This is a genomic window from Nonomuraea sp. NPDC052265 (assembly GCF_044547985.1).
GTDB lineage: Bacteria > Actinomycetota > Actinomycetes > Streptosporangiales > Streptosporangiaceae > Nonomuraea.
Map to the genome: position 1 here is coordinate 55329 of NZ_JBIUBJ010000016.1, position 17854 is coordinate 73182.

17 protein-coding genes are annotated in these 17854 nt (G+C 69.0%); 9 read left to right on the plus strand and 8 right to left on the minus strand.

Annotated elements, in window-relative coordinates; translation table 11 throughout:
- Positions 1–105: 105 nt before the first annotated feature.
- Genes murJ through ACIHAD_RS35250 form a run of 3 tightly spaced genes read right to left on the minus strand, consistent with a single transcriptional unit; the run spans position 106 to position 4378 of the window.
- Positions 106–1710 (minus strand): murein biosynthesis integral membrane protein MurJ, encoded by a 1605-nt coding sequence (gene murJ / locus ACIHAD_RS35240; protein WP_397359050.1) that lies wholly within the window; start codon positions 1708–1710, stop codon positions 106–108.
- The gene (locus ACIHAD_RS35245) at positions 1707–3809 is read right to left on the minus strand and encodes a DUF6049 family protein (RefSeq protein ID WP_397359051.1); all 2103 of its coding nucleotides are present in this window, start codon (positions 3807–3809) and stop codon (positions 1707–1709) included. The genes murJ and ACIHAD_RS35245 overlap by 4 nt, the downstream gene beginning before the upstream one ends.
- A 44-nt stretch (positions 3810–3853) precedes the next feature.
- The gene (locus ACIHAD_RS35250) at positions 3854–4378 is read right to left on the minus strand and encodes a YbaK/EbsC family protein (RefSeq protein ID WP_397359052.1); all 525 of its coding nucleotides are present in this window, start codon (positions 4376–4378) and stop codon (positions 3854–3856) included.
- A 130-nt stretch (positions 4379–4508) separates the two neighbouring features.
- Here ACIHAD_RS35250 and ACIHAD_RS35255 point away from each other — a divergent pair, with 130 nt between their 5' ends.
- Positions 4509–5933, plus strand: coding sequence for a CCA tRNA nucleotidyltransferase (locus ACIHAD_RS35255; protein WP_397359053.1), 1425 nt, complete (start codon positions 4509–4511; stop codon positions 5931–5933).
- Here ACIHAD_RS35255 and ACIHAD_RS35260 read toward each other — a convergent pair.
- Positions 5913–7202 carry an MFS transporter gene (locus ACIHAD_RS35260; protein WP_397359054.1) on the minus strand — a complete coding sequence of 430 codons (1290 nt, stop codon included), beginning with the start codon at positions 7200–7202 and terminating at the stop codon, positions 5913–5915. The two genes, ACIHAD_RS35255 and ACIHAD_RS35260, sit on opposite strands and share 21 nt — an antisense overlap.
- Before the next feature lie 106 nt (positions 7203–7308).
- On the opposite strand from ACIHAD_RS35260, the gene idi reads away from it, so the two are divergent.
- Complete coding sequence (gene idi, locus ACIHAD_RS35265; RefSeq protein WP_397359055.1) at positions 7309–7893, plus strand: isopentenyl-diphosphate Delta-isomerase; 585 nt, start codon at positions 7309–7311, stop codon at positions 7891–7893.
- Between the two features lie 25 nt (positions 7894–7918).
- Here idi and ACIHAD_RS35270 read toward each other — a convergent pair whose 3' ends face one another.
- Positions 7919–8998, minus strand: a complete 1080-nt coding sequence (locus ACIHAD_RS35270) for an inositol-3-phosphate synthase (protein WP_397359056.1) — start codon at positions 8996–8998, stop codon at positions 7919–7921.
- Positions 8999–9011: 13 nt separating this feature from the next.
- A complete protein-coding gene (locus ACIHAD_RS35275) occupies positions 9012–9596 on the minus strand; it encodes a PadR family transcriptional regulator (protein WP_352322949.1) in 585 nt (194 codons plus the stop codon).
- 133 nt (positions 9597–9729) lie between these two features.
- Between ACIHAD_RS35275 and ACIHAD_RS35280 the strand changes: the two genes are divergently transcribed.
- The 4 genes from ACIHAD_RS35280 (at position 9730) to ACIHAD_RS35295 (ending at position 15190) form a co-directional block, all read left to right on the plus strand.
- Positions 9730–10116: a DUF5318 family protein gene (locus ACIHAD_RS35280; protein WP_397359057.1), complete on the plus strand. Its 387-nt coding sequence runs from the start codon at positions 9730–9732 to the stop codon at positions 10114–10116.
- 369 nt (positions 10117–10485) lie between these two features.
- Positions 10486–12816: a transglycosylase domain-containing protein gene (locus ACIHAD_RS35285; RefSeq protein WP_397359058.1), complete on the plus strand. Its 2331-nt coding sequence runs from the start codon at positions 10486–10488 to the stop codon at positions 12814–12816.
- Positions 12813–14129 carry a glycosyltransferase family 87 protein gene (locus ACIHAD_RS35290; RefSeq protein WP_397359059.1) on the plus strand — a complete coding sequence of 439 codons (1317 nt, stop codon included), beginning with the start codon at positions 12813–12815 and terminating at the stop codon, positions 14127–14129. Before ACIHAD_RS35285 ends, ACIHAD_RS35290 begins: the two co-directional genes overlap by 4 nt.
- The gene (locus ACIHAD_RS35295; RefSeq protein ID WP_397359060.1) at positions 14126–15190 is read left to right on the plus strand and encodes a mannosyltransferase family protein; all 1065 of its coding nucleotides are present in this window, start codon (positions 14126–14128) and stop codon (positions 15188–15190) included. The genes ACIHAD_RS35290 and ACIHAD_RS35295 overlap by 4 nt, the downstream gene beginning before the upstream one ends.
- A gap of 65 nt (positions 15191–15255) precedes the next feature.
- Here ACIHAD_RS35295 and ACIHAD_RS35300 read toward each other — a convergent pair whose 3' ends face one another.
- The gene (locus tag ACIHAD_RS35300) at positions 15256–15999 is read right to left on the minus strand and encodes a deoxyribonuclease IV (RefSeq protein ID WP_397359061.1); all 744 of its coding nucleotides are present in this window, start codon (positions 15997–15999) and stop codon (positions 15256–15258) included.
- 77 nt (positions 16000–16076) lie between these two features.
- Here ACIHAD_RS35300 and ACIHAD_RS35305 point away from each other — a divergent pair, with 77 nt between their 5' ends.
- On the plus strand, positions 16077–16256 hold the full coding sequence (locus tag ACIHAD_RS35305; protein ID WP_397359062.1) for a hypothetical protein: 180 nt from the start codon (positions 16077–16079) through the stop codon (positions 16254–16256).
- A 57-nt stretch (positions 16257–16313) separates the two neighbouring features.
- Here the strand turns inward: ACIHAD_RS35305 and ACIHAD_RS35310 are convergent, their stop codons facing one another.
- Positions 16314–16631 carry a hypothetical protein gene (locus ACIHAD_RS35310; RefSeq protein ID WP_397359063.1) on the minus strand — a complete coding sequence of 106 codons (318 nt, stop codon included), beginning with the start codon at positions 16629–16631 and terminating at the stop codon, positions 16314–16316.
- Between the two features lie 191 nt (positions 16632–16822).
- Here ACIHAD_RS35310 and rpsF point away from each other — a divergent pair, with 191 nt between their 5' ends.
- Together rpsF and ACIHAD_RS35320 are read left to right on the plus strand one after the other, a co-directional pair.
- A complete protein-coding gene (rpsF, locus tag ACIHAD_RS35315) occupies positions 16823–17113 on the plus strand; it encodes a 30S ribosomal protein S6 (RefSeq protein WP_026214314.1) in 291 nt (96 codons plus the stop codon).
- 147 nt (positions 17114–17260) lie between these two features.
- Positions 17261–17830: a single-stranded DNA-binding protein gene (locus ACIHAD_RS35320; protein WP_397359064.1), complete on the plus strand. Its 570-nt coding sequence runs from the start codon at positions 17261–17263 to the stop codon at positions 17828–17830.
- The last annotated feature ends 24 nt before the right edge of the window (positions 17831–17854 follow it).

Here is a 17854-nt window from a genome sequence, read left to right on the forward strand (position 1 = left end):
AGGGCACCATGGTAGTGCCGAGTCGATTCCGCCCGCGTTCTTTGCCAACCGGAAACTCGTCAGCCGTCGTGGTCAAGTCCGTCCATATGGCGGATTTCCCAATTACTACCGACCTACGCGTCTGGCGACCATACCAACGAGTGAGTTGACCTCCGCTATGCGCATCCTGTGGGCGACGGCGAGATAGAGCAACAGGCCCAGGCCGCCGCCCACCGCCAGGACGATCAGCGAGTTGACGAAACCCAGGCCGCCGAACACCTGGGTGACCACCCAGACCGTGAGCAGCCCCAGCACGGCCGTGGGCAGGGACGCCAGGTACATCCTGGTCAGCGCCGTGCCGATGGTCCAGCCGCCCAGGCCCTGCACGCGGCGGCTGGCCAGCGTCCAGGCGAGGACCGCGCCCATCCCGTAGGCGATGGCGTACGCGAGCGCCAGCCCCATCACCGCGTAGCGGGCGGGCAGCAGCATGAAGAAGACGATCATGAGCAGCGCGTTGACCGCGGTCGTGCCGGCCCCCACGAACACCGGCGTACGCGTGTCGCCGAAGCTGTAGAACACCCGCAGCAGGAGCTGGAACACCGCGAACGGCACCAGCGCCAGGCCGTAGACCTGCAGCACGTTCCCGATGTAGACGGCGTCGGCGACGCTGTTGGCGCCGTGGCCGTAGATCGGCACGGTGATCGCCGGCCCGAGCACCATCAGCAGCAGCGAGACCGGCACCATGAGCGAGCAGATGAGCCGCACGCTCGACCCGAACTCGGTGCGCACGTCGTCGAGCCGCCCCTCGCCCACCGCCCGGCTCATCCGGGGCAGCATCGCCGTGATCACCGACACGCCGATGATCCCGTACGGCAACTGGAAGAGCTGGAAGGCCAGCGTGTACGGGCTGATGCCGTGCCCGGCCACCTCGTTGCCCGCCGAGCTGGCCAGGTTGGTCGTCAGCATGAACCCGAGCTGGGTGACCACGACGTAGCCGATGGTCCAGATCCCGGCCCTGCCCATCTCGCCCAGCCGGGCGTTGCGCACGTCGAAGCGCGGCACGAACGAGAGGCCCACGCGCTTGAGCGCGATGATCAGCACCACCGCCTGGGCGACGATGCCCGCCGTGGTGCCGAGACCGAGCAGCGCGAGGTCGCCGGTGGTGACCCCCTCGATGTCGGACCCGCTGCCGACCACGGCGTAGACCAGGAACACGCAGATGACGACCAGGTTGTTGAGCACCGGCGCCCACATGGGGGCGCCGTAGCGGTCGCGCGTGTTGAGGATGGCGCCCGCGACCGCGCCGATCCCGAAGAAGGCGAGCTGCGGCAGGATGAACCGGGCCAGCGTGACCGCGGTCTCGAACTTGGGGGTGCCGTGGTCCCAGTCGGTGTAGAGGTCGATGAGCAGCGGCGCGCCCAGCACGGCGAGCACGGCCACGACGACCAGTACGGCCGTGGCCAGCGTCAGCAGGCGCTGCTCGTAGGCGCGCCCGCCGTCGGCGTCGTGCTGCTGCGCCCGGACGATCATCGGCACCACGACGCTGCTCAGCACGCCCAGCAGCAGCAGGTCGAGGATGCTGTACGGGATCGCGTAGGCCGCGTTGTAGGAGTCGCCCAGCGCCGCGGTGCCGATGGCGTAGGCCAGCACCATCGTGCGCGCGAACCCCGTGACCCTGGACACCATCGTGCCCGCCGCCATGACGGCGCTGGCCCGCAGCATGCGGCTCATACGGTCTCACTCTCCCGGGATCTGCCCGCTCGCGCGAGCCGTCGCTCCGACCGGCGGCGCAGGATGCGCGTCACGACGGCGGCGAGCATCACCGTCAACGCGGCGCCCACGATGACCAGGGCGATGCCGGTGTAGCCGGTGGTGCGGATGGTCAGTCGCTGGGGCTTGCCGTAGGGCAGGTTGTCGACCGTGCGCAGTTGCACGGTGACGGTGGCGTCGCCGCTGGTGGTGGCGTTCATGCTCACCTGGAGCGTGCCGCTCTGGTTGCCGCCGATCAGCAGCGGCTCGATCGGCGGTGGCGGCGGGAGGATCTGCAGCCGTCCGCGGTCGTTGGACTTGACGTCGATGTAGAGGGTGACGGGTTTGTCCAGCGAGTTCTTCACGCTGATGGGCACCACGCCGTTGCTGCCGGCGAGCGTGCGCGGCGCGTCGGTGATCTGGATCTTGTCGATCTGGCCGTCGACCGCCGTGCCGACCAGCTTGGTCACCACCCGGCCCGCGCGGGTGTTGTTGCGCCAGGCCGACGAGGTGAGCCTGAGCACCGCGGCGTCGAAGGCCGAGGGCGCCTTGGCCCCGGTGATCGACGCGGTGAGCTGCGCCTGCGACGCGATCTCCTTGACGGGGGCCAGGTATTTGGCGCTCAGCTCCTCCTTGCGGTCCTGATCGGTGTACGTGAGCCCGGCCCGCGGCGTCGCCGTCTTGCTCGGCTTGATCGAGTCGAGCGTGGTCATCGACAGCCACGGCAGCTTGCGGGCGGTCTTCAGCAGGCTGGTGACCAGCATCGGGTTGGGGTCCCAGCGGCGCGACGGCGCGACGACCAGCGACCGCGGCTCGACCTGCCCGGTCTCGGCGGCGATCATCGCGGTCTCGGCGATGAAACGCTGCGTGCTGAGCAGGACCGTCGTGGGCGCGGTCGGCTCGAACAGCCGGCTCAGCTCGGCGTCGGCGACCAGCGCCTTGACCGGGCCGGCGACGCTGTCGAGCATGGCGGCGGCGTCGGGCGTGTGGGTGACGGGCGGCTGCGGCGGCAGGTTGGTCGAGTTGAGCAGGACGGTGGTGACCTTGCCGGGGCTGACCGAGAGCAGGTCGAGCGCGTCGGCGTCGAGCACGCCCGCGGGCGGCCAGTTGATCGAGGTCTGCGCGTTGCGGTTGAGCAGCGCCCTGGCGGTCTGGCCGCCGAGCTCGATGGCCCGGCCGGGCTGCGCGTCGAGCCCCTGATGGGCCAGGGCCGTCACGTCGGGGTCGCCGTACGGGGTGGCGATGACGGGGGAGGCGGCCAGCGCCGTGCTCATGGTGGTCAGCCAGGTGCCGGCGGTGTCGTTGGCCGGTTTGCCTTCGGTGCCGTCCTTGGTCTTGACGTGGTAGCCCTTGGTCATCGCCTTCAGGTCGTCGAGCAGCGACGGCTCGACGAACCAGGTGACGCTCTTCGGCGCCGTCTGCGCGATGCGGGCCAGGTCGGCCAGGCGGCCCTTGCCGCTGAGCGACTGGCTCAGCTTGTCGTCGACGAACAACGTCTCGTCGGAGCCCCGGTGGGGCTGGTCGATGACGGGCAGGGCGACGGCGAGCTTGTTGCGCGGCAGCTTCGGCGTGGTCGGCGGGGCATAGGTGAGGAACGTGCGCTGCGCCGTGATCGGCACTTCGTTCTGGGAGACGTCGACGGCGATCCGGTAGACGCCGAACTCGCGGTAGCCGAGCTGGACCGGGGTCGCCGTGAACGTCCAGGTGGCCTGCCCGCCCACGGCCAGGGCCGGGATGTCCATGGCCGAGGTGCGGGACACGTTGCCGGGCAGGGTGACGTTGTTCTGGTCGCTCTGATAGGCGGCCATGGAGGCGCGGTCGAAGAAGCGTTCGCTCGTGTAGCGCAGGCGTACGCGGAGGGGGCCGAGCGCGGTTCCGGTGTCGTTGCGGACCGTGCCGGTGAACTTGATCACGTCGGTCGGGCTGGTCGTCATCTGTGGCGTGATCGACGTGATGGAGACGGAGAGCGTCTCGCGCGCCACCGCCACCGTGGCAGCAGAGCTCGGCGCCGCCGCCACCATGGGGGCGAGCGACGCGACGGACATCACGGCGAGCAGCGCGACCTTACGGATCACGCGCATGCCAGGGCTGGGGTACGACGGCGCACGCCCGCAATGGTACGGGTTCAGTGCCGCGGCGCGACCGCCTCGCGTGTTCCCCGCGGTCGCGCTGCACGCAGGTCGACCGTCTTGCCGGTGAGAAGATTCAGCAGGTCGAGCGCACGAAGACAGACCGCGGTGTGCCGTTCCCCGGTGGCGGTGAAGACGACCGCGTCGTCGGCGACGAGCCGGTCGTCGATGAGCACCGGCAACGTCTCCGGCAGCAGCAGCGGGCAGACGAGCCCGCCGGTGTAGTCGGTGGCCGAGTTGACCAGGAAGGCGGGGGCGGGCCGCACCTGGCGGGCCCCCAGCAGGCCCCCGACGACGCCGGGCTGGGGCGGGGCCGCCGCCGTGGAGACGACGGCGACGACGACCTCGCTGCCGATCCTGGTGGCGACGTCGAACACGGTGACCACGACGCACCGCCCGGGTGCTGCGGAGACCGTCTCCGGCAGTTCCTCCGCGCAAGTCATGGGGCGCGGAAGGCGTACGATCTCATGATGGACCTGGTGTGCGAGGAGCCAGCGGTGGATCGCGAGGGCGTCCTTCATGAAGTCCTCCTCCGTCTCGCCCTGTTCCATGGCCCCCGACGGTCCCCAGACCGACGGTAACCCGGACCTGATGTGGCTCGGGGGATATGTTCCGGAATCGAAGGACCGACAGGGTTTGTCCGACTCAACAATGACCGAAAGCCAGCAGCGGGCGATGCACGACCTGTTCCGCAAGATCGCACCGGTGGCCGACGAGCTCGGCCGCCTGTTCGCCGACCACGGGCACGAGCTGGCCCTCGTCGGCGGCCCCGTACGCGACATCCTGCTGGGCCGCGTCGGCAACGACCTCGACCTGACCACCGACGCCAACCCCCACAGGGTGCTCGACGTCGTCAGGGGCTGGGCCGACTCCGTGTGGACGATCGGCATCGACTTCGGCACCGTCGGCCTGCGCAAGGGCAACTGGCTGATCGAGATCACCACGTACCGGAGCGAGTCCTACGACCCCAAGTCGCGCAAGCCCGAGGTCGCCTACGGCGAGACGCTGGAGGCCGACCTGGAGCGGCGCGACTTCGCGGTCAACGCGATGGCGGTGCGCCTGCCCGGCCACGAGTTCGTCGACCCCTACGGCGGTCTGAACGACCTGCGCGCCAAGCTGCTGCGCACGCCGGGCACCCCCGAGCGTTCGTTCGCCGACGACCCGCTGCGCATGCTCAGGGCCGCGCGGTTCGCCTCGCAGCTCGGCTTCGGCGTCGACCGGGCCGCCCTGGCGGCGATGACCGCGATGGCCGAGCGCATCGAGATCGTCTCGGCCGAGCGCATCCGCGACGAGCTCGACAAGCTGATCTGCGGCGCCGACCCGCGCGAGGGCCTGCGCCTGCTGGTGGAGACCGGCCTGGCCGCGCACGTGCTGCCCGAGCTGCCCAAGCTGCGCCTGGAGATCGACGAGCACCACCGGCACAAAGACGTCTACGAGCACACGCTGACCGTCCTCGACCAGGCCATCGCCCAGGAGGAGGACGGCAAGCCCGACCGGATCCTGCGCTGGGCCGCGATCATGCACGACATCGGCAAGCCCAAGACCCGGCGCCACGAGGCCGCCGGGCGGGTGTCGTTCCACCACCACGAGGTCGTCGGCGCGCAGATGACCAAGAAGCGCATGGCCGAGCTGAGGTTCCCCAAGGACGTCGTGGCCGACGTCTCCCACCTGGTCGAGCTCCACCTGCGCTTCCACGGCTACGGCACGGGGGAGTGGACCGACAGCGCCGTGCGCCGCTACGTCCGCGACGCCGGCCCGCTGCTCGGCCGCCTGCACAAGCTGACCAGGGCCGACTGCACCACGCGCAACAAGCGCAAGGCGGCGGCGCTGTCGCGCACCTACGACCAGCTCGAAGAGCGCATCGCCCGGCTGGCCGAGCAGGAGGAGCTGGCCAAGATCCGGCCCGAGCTCGACGGCAACGAGATCCAGGCCGTCCTCGGGGTCGGCCCCGGGCCCGTGGTGGGCCGGGCGTACAAGTTCCTGCTCGACCTCAGGCTGGACAAGGGCGTGCTCGGCAAGGAGGCGGCCACCCAGGCGCTGATCGACTGGGCGAGGTCACACGACCTGGGAGCGTGACGACGACGTCGTGACCATCCGGTAGACCAGCGCCGCCACGGGGTAGCCGACCGTGATGATCACGACGGCCAGGTACGACTTGCCGTTGGGCGGCAGGATCGCCGCCGAGAGCGCGGCGGCCAGCACGTACATGCCGTTGAAGAGCATGTCGTAGATGGAGAAGGCGCGGCCGAGATAGGCGTCCTCGACGTCGCGCTGGACGGTCGTGTCGGCGCAGATCTTGACGCTCTGCCCGGCGACGCCCAGCACGAAGCCGGCCACCGGCAGCCCCCACGTCTGGAACGGCAGGACGAGCGCGCCCGCCAGCACGCCGGCCGAGGACAGCGCGATGACCACCCAGCGGCTGATCCCGAACCGCTCGGTCGCGTACGGGGTGATGATCACGGCGAGGAAGTAGCCGAAGCCGGAGGTGGCCACCACCAGGCTGATCCCGCGCAGTGCGGCGTCGGGATCGCCGTCGGTGAAGTAGTAGCGGTAGAGGATGATGCCGAGGGCGGTGGCCATGCCGTACAGGAAACGGTGGGCGGCCATCGCGCCCATGGTCGCGGCGGCGTCGCGGTGGCTCGCCAGGTGCTTGGCGCCGTCGACCAGGCCCACGACCACGTTGCGCAGGGCCTCGCGGGCCTGGGGCTGGCCGGGGTCGTAGGAGGGGCCGAGCAGCGCGCGGTCCATCGTGCGGGCGACCAGGGCGCTCAGCCCGAACATCACGCCCGACACGACCAGCAGCAGCCCGATGGCCGCGTCGCTGTCGCCGAACACCTCGCGCAGCAGGAACCCGACGCCCGCGCCGACGAACGTGACCACGGTGCCGCACGTCGGCGTCACCGCGTTGGCCGCCATCAGCCGGTCGGACGGCACCACGTGCGGCAGCGAGGCGCCGAGCGCGGCCAGGAAGAACCGGTTGACGCCGAGCACGCCGAGCGCGGCCGCGTAGAAGACGGGGTCGGGCGCGTCGGCGGCGACCAGCCCGGCGGCGACCAGCAGCAGCCCGCCGCGCACGAAGGGCGCGATGACGAGGATCTGCCGCCGCGACCACCGGTCGATGAACACCCCGACGAACGGCCCGAGCACGCTGTACGGCAGGAACAGCACGGCCAGGCCCGCGGCCACGGCCAGGGCCGTCGTCTGCTTCTCGGGACTGAAGAACGCGAAGTTCGTGACGCCGAACTGGAAGATCCCGTCGGAGAACTGGGAGACCAGCCGCGTGCCGAACAGCCGTCGGAAGTCACGGCCTTGGAGGACGACGCGGAGATCGGCGACGAATGACACCCCGTCAGCCTAGCCCCGAGCGCCTCCACTAGGATGCGCCGGAGGTTGGTACGGCAGGTGCCCGGCGGGTTACGAACGTGCGCCGGGATCTCGTACGCTTCACAGCGTGACCACTGAGGAACACGTTGTGCTGGTCGACCGCGAGGGGCACGCGCTCGGCACCGCGCCCAAGACGTCGGTGCACGGCCGGGAGACCCCACTCCATCTAGCCTTCTCCAGCTACGTCTTCGACCCCGAAGGCCGCGTGCTGCTCACCAGGCGGGCCGGCCACAAGATCACCTGGCCCGGCGTCTGGACCAACAGCTGCTGCGGCCATCCGCTGCCCGGCGAGAAGCTCGACCAGGCGGTCATCCGCAGGCTCTCCTACGAGCTGGGCCTTCACGCCGGCGGCGCCGACCTCATGCTGCCCGGCTTCTCCTACCGCGCCGTCATGGGCAACGGCATCGTCGAGCACGAGCTGTGCCCGGTCTACCGCGTCACGGTCGACACCCCGGTGGCGCCCAACCCCGACGAGGTGGGCGAGGTGCGCTGGATGCCGTGGAAGGAGTTCGCCGAGGGCGTGGGGAGCGGCCTGCTGGCGATCTCGCCGTGGTGCAGGGAGCAGGTGCCGCTGCTCAGCGAGCTGGGCGCCGACCCGATGGCCTGGCGGCCCGCCCCCGACGACGAACTGCCCCCCGCCGCGCGCGGCTGAGCCGCGGCCGCGAGGGGCTCAGCGGCTAGCGCTCGACCTCGCCCCTGATGAACTTCTCGACGTACTCGCGGGCCTCGTCGTCGGAGTACTGCTTCGGCGGCGACTTCATGAAGTACGACGACGCCGACAGGATCGGGCCGCCGACGCCCCGGTCGAGCGCGATCTTGGCGGCGCGCACGGCGTCGATGATGATGCCGGCGGAGTTGGGGGAGTCCCAGACCTCCAGCTTGTACTCCAGGTTCAGCGGGGTGTCGCCGAACGAGCGGCCCTCCAGGCGCACGTACGCCCACTTGCGGTCGTCGAGCCACGGCACGTGGTCCGACGGGCCGATGTGCACGTCGGCCTTGCCCATCTCGTGCGGGATCTGCGAGGTGACCGACTGCGTCTTGGAGATCTTCTTCGACTGGAGCCGGCTGCGCTCCAGCATGTTCATGAAGTCCATGTTGCCGCCGAAGTTGAGCTGGTACGTGCGCAGCAGCTCGACCCCGCGGTCCTCGAACAGCTTGGCCAGCACGCGGTGCGTGATCGTGGCGCCTACCTGCGACTTGATGTCGTCGCCGACGATCGGCACCCCGGCCTCGGTGAACTTCTCGGCCCACTCGGGGTCGGAGGCGATGAAGACCGGCAGCGCGTTGACGAACGCCACCTTGGCGTCGATGGCGCACTGCGCGTAGAAGCGGTCGGCCTCCTCCGAGCCCACCGGCAGGTAGGACACCAGGACGTCGACCTGGTTGTCGCGGAGCACCTTGACCACGTCGACGGGTTCCTCGTCGGACTCCTCGATGATCTCACGGTAGAACTCGCCCAGACCGTCGAAGGTGTGGCCGCGCAGCACGGTCACCCCCGTCGGCGGCACATCCGTGATCTTCACGGTGTTGTTCTCGCTGGCGACGATCGCCTCGGACAGGTCGCGCCCGACCTTCTTGGCGTCCACGTCGAAGGCGGCGACGAACTCGACGTCGCCCACGTGGTAATCACCGAACTTCACGTGCATCAGGCCCGGCACTCGCGCGGCCGGGTCCGCATCCTTGTAGTAGTGGACGCCCTGGACCAGCGAAGACGCGCAGTTGCCGACACCGACAATGGCCACGCGAACCGAACCCATCGCACTCGCTCCCTTACTCATCAGTTGACGTGGTATCTCTCTCGGGCCCTTCCGAGGCCCGCCGCTCCGTGGCGATCAGCTCGTTCAGCCAACGCACCTCGCGTTCGACCGACTCAAGCCCATGGCGCTGCAGCTCAAGCGTGTAGCTGTCGAGCCTTTCCCTGGTACGGGCCAGCGCCGTGCGCACGCTGTCGAGGCGCTCCTCCAGGCGGCTGCGGCGGCCTTCGAGGATGCGCAGGCGCACCTCGGCCTCCGTGTGCCTGAAGAAGGCGAAGTGCACACCGAAGCTCTCGTCCTCCCAGGCTGACGGGCCGGCCTGGGTCAGCAGCTCCTGGAGGCGTTCCTTGCCCTCGGCGGTCAGCTTGTAGACGATTTTCGACCGGCCGCCGACGATCGTGGCGGGAGCGGGCTGCTCCTCCACGATGAGGCCCTGAGCCAGTAGTGATCGCAAACAGGGGTACAGCGATCCATAGGAGAACGCACGGAACATGCCCAACAGGGCGTTGAGCCGTTTGCGCAGCTCATAGCCGTGTAGCGGCTGTTCGTGCAGCGACCCGAGCACGGCAAGCTCCAGAACTCTGCCTTGTCCGCTGGCCACTGGAACCGCCTCCTCTCGCGCCGATGTATCGAGTCGATACATCCAGAGGATACGTCGATTCGCTATAAGGCCGCAATCAAAGGATTTGCCAAGCCGTTGGGATGATTCGGTAAAACGCCGTAGTCTGGCGCTCATGTGGTCACAGCGAAGGGTGGTGGACTACGGCCTCGCCAAGCGGGCAGCGGTCCGCTCCCTGCAGGTGGGCCGTGCCTCGCGCGGAGACCTCTGTGACGCACAGCCGTACCTCCTTCGCGCGGCCCGCGTGTTCGGCGAGCCGACCGAACGTCTCTGCCCGGTGTGCGAGAGGGAGAACGTCACCAACGTGACCTATGTCTACGGCGATTCGCTCGGGCGGCATGCCGGTCAGGCAAAGGCCACGTCAGAGCTTGTCGAAATGGCCCATGATTACGATGAGTTCCGGGTGTACGTCGTCGAGGTCTGCCAAGGTTGTTCCTGGAACCACCTGACGGTCTCGTTCGTCCTCGGCAACGGACCGCCAGACCTCGTCGGCCAACCGTGAACACCGAGGGCGGCGAGTCACCTCACGCCCATACGCCGTTTTTATCCGACGACGATGCGAGGACGTGTGAGTAACAGCATGAATGAGGGGACGGCCCGCCCGGGAAGGCGCCGTCGCTCCAGCTCATCCCGTTCTGTGCCCCCAGGTTCTCCTCCCCAAACCGGTGATTCCGATTGGGGTGCGGCGCAGTCGCCGCGTCGTCCTGAAGCCGCCTATGAGCAGACCGGCGCGATGTCCGCGCAGCCGTACAGTGACCCCGCCTCCGGGCCGCAGCCCCAGCGCGGGGCGCCCCAGGGCCGTGAGGAACTGCCGCCGCGCGCTCGCTCCCGGGCGCGGCAGGAAACGCGTTCGACGAGCAACCAGGAGACGATGGTCAGCGACGCGCCGCCCAGGCGCTCGCGCCGGTCGAGCGGGCAGGACGAGCCCCCCGGGCCGCCCGGACCGCCGGACAAGAGGCGCAGCGGCTGGCGCCGGTTCGTGCCGAGTTGGAAGATCGTCGTGGCCAGCGTGGTCGTGCTGGCGGCCGGCATCTTCGGCATGATCATGGTCGCGTACAACCTCACGCCGGTGCCCAAGGCCCCCCAGGCTTCGGCGGTCGCGCAGCAGAGCACGCTCTACTACCGCAACGGCAAGGTCCTGGCCAAGCTCGGCGTGCCCCGGCAGACCATCGAATTCAAGGACATGGCCGACACCGTCAAGGACGCCACGGTCGCCATCGAGAACAAGACGTTCTACGACGACTCCGGCGTCTCCCTCTCGGGCATGGCCCGTTCGGTGTGGATGACCGCGACCGGCCAGCAGCTCCAGGGCGCCTCGACCATCACCCAGCAGATGGCCCGCGGCTACTACGACGGTCTCAGCCAGGAGGTCTCCGTCAAGCGCAAGCTCAAGGAGATCTTCGTCGCGGTCAAGCTCAACCAGGAGCTGTCCAAGGAGGACATCCTCGCCCGCTACCTCAACACCGTGAACTTCGGCCTCGCCTACGGTGTCGAGGCCGCCTCGCAGGCGTACTTCGGCAAGAGCGTGCACGCCAAGAACCTGACCCCCGAGCAGGGCGCCTACCTGGCCGCGCGCATCCAGCGCCCGAGCTGGGGCCCCGACGACCCCGGCCTGCGCGAACGGTGGAGCACGACCATCAAGTACATGGCCGAGCAGTGGCCCCAGAAGTACGGCGGCCTGCCGGCGAAGGCGAAGTTCCCGAAGGTCTACAAGGGCGACCCCAAGGAGGTCTACGCGGGCCTGCGCGGCTACATGATCACGCAGGTGCTGGAGGAGCTGAAGCAGCGCAAGCTCACCCCTGACATGGTCAGGAGCGGCGGCTACCAGATCACCTCGACCTTCGACGAGAACCTCATGAAGGCCGCCAAGACGGCGGTCGAGGCCACGACGGCGAACATGTCGAAGGAGTACCACGCCGGCCTGGCCGCCGTCGACCCGAGGAACGGCCGCGTCCTGGCCTTCTACGGCGGCTCGAACTTCCTCAACGACCCGTTCAACGAGCCCTTCGACGCCCAGAAGCAGGCCGCGTCGGCGTTCAAGCCGTACGTGCTGGCGGCCTGGCTGCAGGCCGGTTACTCGCTCAAGAGCTACGTGCCGGGCAACCAGACCGTCCCGAAGGTCATCCCGGGCGAGCAGAAGGGCGGTTTCCGTAACAGCCACAACGTCGGCCAGGCCGTCGACGTGGTCAAGGCCACGGCGCAGTCCGTCAACACCGCGTACGTGTCGATGGCGTTCAAGCTGCCCAGGCAGCTCGACGACGTGAAGGAACTCGTGGAGAGCGCCGGGTTCAACCAGGGGCGCATGGACCAGGACGTCAAGGAACATCAGTTCCAGTTCGCCATCGGCAGCGCCCTGGTGACGCCGGTCGAGCAGGCCGCTGGCTACTCGATCTTCGCCAACGGCGGCAAGTACACCAAGTACCACGTGGTGCAGGACGTCAAGCTCAACGGCCAAGTCGTCTACCCCGAGCAGCGCACCTCGACCAGGGTCATCGACCCCGACGTGGCCGCCGACGCGACGGTCGCCATGCAGGAGGTGCTGAGGAGCGGCACCGCCGCGGGCCAGGGGCTCGGCAACCGGCCCGCGGCCGGCAAGACCGGCACCAACAACAACGAGAAGGAAGCCTGGTTCGTCGGTTACACGCCGCAGATCTCCACTGCTGTGGGGTTCTACCGCGAGAAGTGCGTGACCAAGACGGGCAAGACCGTCCAGCCTCGCCACTCGAACTGTCCCGACACCCCGAACGAGAAGAAGCCGAGCAAGAAGTACGGCCCGAACAACCCGTACACCAGGGCCGTGGAGGCCCCGCTCGGGTTCGAGGGCGCCGGCCCGCCCACCGCGACCTGGCGGCGGTTCATGCTCGCCGCGCACGAGGGCAAGCAGATCGAGCAGTTCCCGCAGAAGGCCGACATCGGCCTGCCGGAGAACATCGTGCCGCGCCCGGTGCCGACGCCGACGCCGACCGCCACGAACCCGTTCGACGACGGCTCGGACAACCCCTTCGACGACGGCAACCAGCAGAACTGCCTGGTCGCGCCCTGCAACGACGACAGCGGTGACGTCACCGACGACTCCCAGCAGGACACCGGGATCCCCGAGGCCGACGACCACGGCATCCTGAGCGGCGGCGGAGGCGGCAAGGCGCCCGACTCCCGGCCGATCGGCACCTCTCAGACGAACGCCAGACACGAGGAGTGGTGACCACGACCGAGGCACGCGCCCCTCTGGCGGCGCGTGCCGTGCCGTTCCTCCCCCTGGGGCTGATCGCCGCCCTGGGGGCCGTCCTCGCCTACGTGGTGCGGCTGCCGTGCCGGACCGGCGGATGGAACGACCAGGTTCAGACGTACACGAATTTCTGTTACACCGACATCTACCCGCTGTACTTCGACCGGCAGCTCGCGACCCAGAACCCGTACTTCGCGGACGTGCCGTTCGACAAGCAGGTCGAGTACCCGGTGGTGCTGGGCGAGGTGATGCAGGTCATCGCCTGGATCTCGCGGAAGCTGGAGCTCGACCAGGTCGCGCAGGCCGTCAGGTTCTACGACATCACGGTCCTCCTGCTCGGCATCTGCCTGGTGGTCGGCGTCCTGCTGATGGCGGCGGTGGCCGGGCCCACCCGCCGGTGGGACGCGTTGTGGTACGCGATCTCGCCCGCCGTGATCCTGGCCGCGTACATCAACTGGGACCTGGTCGCCGGCGCGTTGTCGATGGGCATGCTGCTGGCCTGGGCGCGCAAGCGGCAGGTGCTCGCGGGCGTGCTGCTCGGGCTGGCGATCGCGACCAAGTTCTACCCGCTGATGTTCCTCGGCGCGCTGTTCCTGCTCACGCTGCGGACCGCCCGCTGGCGGCCGTTCCTGGTGACGCTGGGCTCGACCGCGGGGGCCTGGCTCGTGGTCAACGTGCCCTTCATGCTCTTCGCCTGGGACGGCTGGCGCCGGTTCTACGTCTTCTCCCAGGAACGCGGGATCGACTGGGGATCGCCGTGGCTGTTCTTCCAGCGCAAGGGCTGGGGGATCCTCGGCGAGGCCGACGTCAGCACGCTCGGCATGGTGGCGCTGGCCGTGCTGTGCCTGGGCATCGCCGTGCTCGCGCTCGCCGCGCCGCGCCGGCCCCGGCTGGCGCAGATCTGCTTCCTCGCGCTGGCCGCGTTCATGATGACGAACAAGGTGTGGTCGCCGCAGTTCGTGTTGTGGCTGGTGCCGTTCGCGGTGCTGGCCAGGCCCAGGTGGAAGCCGCTGGCGTTGTGGCAGCTCGCCGAGGTCTGGTACTTCGCGGCGATCTGGCTCTACCTGCTCGCCCAGGTGCCGCTCAGCCGCAACGACCTGGGCATCGGGGACGACACGTACTTCACCGCGGTCTGGGGACGGGTCATCACCATCGGCATCATGATGGCGTTCGTCGTCCGTGACATTCTGCGCCCCGAAGGGGACGTGGTGCGCCAGGCCGACATCGACGACCAGGCAGGCGGGGTGTTCGACGACGCTCCAGACCGGTTCGTGCTGAAGACACGATGATCACCCGCTCGGCCGCCCGGGACGCGCTGCTGCTGTGGCTCGGGTCGCGGGCCGGGCTCGTGGTGTCGACGCTGCTCGGCGTGACCCTCGCCGAGTACGCCGGCAAGTGGCGCCAATGGGACGCCGGCCTGTTCGTCACGATCGCCCAGTACGGGTACGACGGAGAACCGGGCAAACCGCACGACGACGGCCTGCCCGCGTTCTTCCCCGGCCTGCCGGTCGCGCTGCGGGCGGTGCATCTCGTGGTGCCCGACTGGGCGACCTGCGGGTTGCTGATCTCGCTGGTCGCCGGGGCGGTGGCCATGGTCGCACTGGCCCGGCTGGCCGAGTTCGAGGGCGCGACCGGCTGGATGGCGGTGCTGGCGCTGCTGCTGTTCCCGATGGCCGTGTTCCTGTCGGCGGGCTACAGCGAGTCGCTGTTCCTGACCTTCGCGATCCCCGCGTGGCTGGCCGCCCGGCTCGGGCGCTGGCCGGAGGCCGTCCTGCTGGCGGCGGGCGCGTCGTGCGTGCGGATCACCGGGCTGTTCCTGGCGGTCGCGCTGGTGGTGGAGTTCGTCAGGAGCAGGGAGTCGTGGCGGCGGGCTGGCTGGCTGGCGGTGCCGTTCCTTCCGCTGGCGGCGTACTCGTTCTACCACTACCGGCGCTCGGGGGACTGGCTGGCGTGGAAGCACGCGCAGGAGGCCGGTTGGGGACGCGACTTCGAGTGGCCCTGGCAGGCGTGGCGCACGACGTGGCGATCGGCCATGGGCACCGACGACTTCGCGGTGGCCTTCCGCATGGAGATCGCCGGGGCCGCGCTGGCGGTGGGCGTGCTGGTGTGGCTGCTGGCGCTGCGCAGGTGGAGCGAGGCCGTCTACTGCGGGTTGCAGGCGGCGGCGCTGATGACCTCGGCGTACTACCTGTCGATCCCGCGTTCGCTGCTGCTGTGGTTCCCGCTGTGGGTCCTGGTCGCGAAGGTGGCGACCAGGAAGCCGTGGGTGATCGTGCTGTACGCGGTGATCTGCGGGCCGCTCATGTATCTCAACACGGCCCGCTTCCTCACGGGCGCCTGGGCGGGCTGAAGTCTCTACCCGTTTCTTCGCCTCGGTAATCCAGGGAAGTTATCCACAGGCTGTGTGTTTTCGGTTCAGAGGTTCTTGCGCAGGAACGCGATGTCGTCGGCCTGGCCCTCGCCCGGCGTCTCCACCACGACCGGGGCGCCGGCCGCGCGGCAGACCGCCAGGATCAGCTCGGGGTCGATCTTCCCCTGGCCCAGGTTGGCGTGCCGGTCGGCGCCGGAGTCGAAGTCGTCGCGCGAGTCGTTGCAGTGGACGAGGTCGATCCGGCCGGTGATCGCCCTGACCCGCTCGACCAGGTCGACCAGTTCCTCGCCGCCCGCGTGCGCGTGACAGGTGTCGAGGCAGAAGCCCACGTCGAAGCCGTCGAGCGCGTCCCACAGGCGGGCGATGCGCTCCAGCTTGCGGGCCATGGCGTTGCCGCCGCCCGCGGTGTTCTCGATGAGGACGGGGATCGGGCACTCCATGCGCTCGAACACCTTGCGCCAGTTGTCGAAGCCCACCTGCGGGTCGTCGCTCTTGTTGACGTGGCCGCCGTGCACGACCAGGCCCTTGGCGCCGAGCCCCGCGGCCGCCTTCAGATGTTGTTCGAGCAGCTTGCGGCTGGGGATCCTGATGCGGTTGTTCGTCGTGGCGACGTTGATCAGATAGGGCGCGTGGATGTAGACGTCGACGCCCTCGATCGGCTTGTCCGGCAGCACCGGCTTGGCATAGCCCTGGGGATCGCCGAGGAAGAACTGCACGATCTCCGCGCCGACCCGTTCGGCGTGGGCGGCGGGGTCGTCCTGGTCGACGTGAGCTCCGATACGCACCATGTCAAGGAGCTTATCCGTTTGGCGGGACCGCCCCAGGGAAGACGCCCGGGCACCCCCTACCCCCGAGGAGAACGCATATGACACGCTGGCGGCTGCGGGCGCTGATCTTATTGGTCTATGTCATCGTCGGACTCTACGTCGCCTGGGTCTACGACTACATCACCCCGGGCCTCCTCCGGGACGTCGCCGAGGCTCTGCTCGCGGTGTTCCTCTGGTTCCTGGTCCTGCTCGGCATCGACCTGCACATCGGCAGGTGAGTCGCACATACACGACGGCCCCGGCGTCACCGGGGCCGTTCGCCGTGCGGGGGTTCGTCAGGGATGCGGCAGGAAGCCGCCGTGGGCGATGCCGAGCACGGCACCCACGAACGAGGCCACGAGACCGACGATGTTGACCGAGCGCTGAGGCGTGGTCACCGAGATGTACTGCGAGTAGAGACCGGTCCCGAAACCGAGCGTGCCGATCCAGGACGAGATCATGTGGGCGGCGGGGAAGAACGCGGCGACGAACGCCACGAGACCGCACGCCAGTGTCGCGACCGCCAGGCCGTTCTCCACCGGGTGAGAGCGTCCGTCGGTGTTGAGCGTGAGCCTGAACCGCTCCCTTTCGGAGGGATGAAGCACATGTGGCACAGCCACCACCCCCTTGCTTTCTTACATGCCTTCCCACCTACTCGTGGCTGGTAACCTGGGCAGCGCTGCGTTGTGATGGGTGACCCATCGACCCGGGGCGCCGAAATGGGGCGCCGCGGTCTGACGTCAGCGTCCTCCTGTCACGGCAGAGTGTCGTGACCGCAAGAGTCCAGAGGAGGTTGGAGTCCCGCATGCGTCGTTACGAAGTAATGGTCATTCTGGACCCTTCGCTCGATGAGCGCACTGTCGCGCCGTCCCTCGACCAGTTCCTCACCGTGGTCCGCAACGACGGCGGCACCGTGGAGAAGGTCGACGTCTGGGGCCGTCGCCGCCTCGCCTACGACATCGACAAGAAGTCGGAAGGCATCTACGCCGTCATCGACCTGTCCGCGGAGCCCGCGACGGTCAAGGAGCTCGACCGGCAGATGAACCTCAACGAGGGCATTCTGCGCACCAAGGTCCTGCGCCCGGACGTGCACTAGCAGCAGGAAGGCCGCGAAGCGGGCCGCCCCTCCGGGAGCGGGCCGACGAGCGGGTTTCTTGTTGACGACCACCGGCTTTTTGTCGGAGAGCACCCGTACTCTGAGCCAAAACCCAAGCGAAGGCGTGCAGGAAGGCGAGCGCTAGCCATGGCAGCAGGCGACACCGTAATCACCATCGTCGGCAACCTTGTCGACGACCCGGAGCTGCGCTTCACCCCGACGGGTCAAGCGGTGGCTCGATTCCGCATCGCGTCCACTCCGCGGTTCATGGATCGCCAGACCAACGAGTGGAAGGATGGCGAAAGCCTCTTCCTGACCTGCAACGTGTGGCGGCAGGCGGCGGAGAACGCCGCCGAGAGCCTCCAGCGCGGCATGCGGGTCATCGTGCAGGGGCGGCTCAAGCAACGGTCTTACGAGACCAAGGAAGGCGAGAAGCGCACGGTCTATGAGGTCGAGGTCGACGAGGTCGGCCCGTCCCTGCGCAACGCCACGGCCAAGGTCAACCGCACCACCCGCCAGGGTGGCGGCGGTGGCGGCGGCTTCGGCGGCGGCCCGGCCGACGACCCGTGGGCCTCTGCCTCGCCCGCCCCGCCCCAGGGCGGCGGCTTCCAGGGCGGTGGCGGTGGCGGTGGCGGCGGCGGCGGCTTCGGCGGCGGCGGCAACCAGGGCGGCGGCTTCGGCGGCGGCAACGACTTCAGCGACGAACCGCCTTTCTAACACCTGTCCACAAGCCCGAGTCCA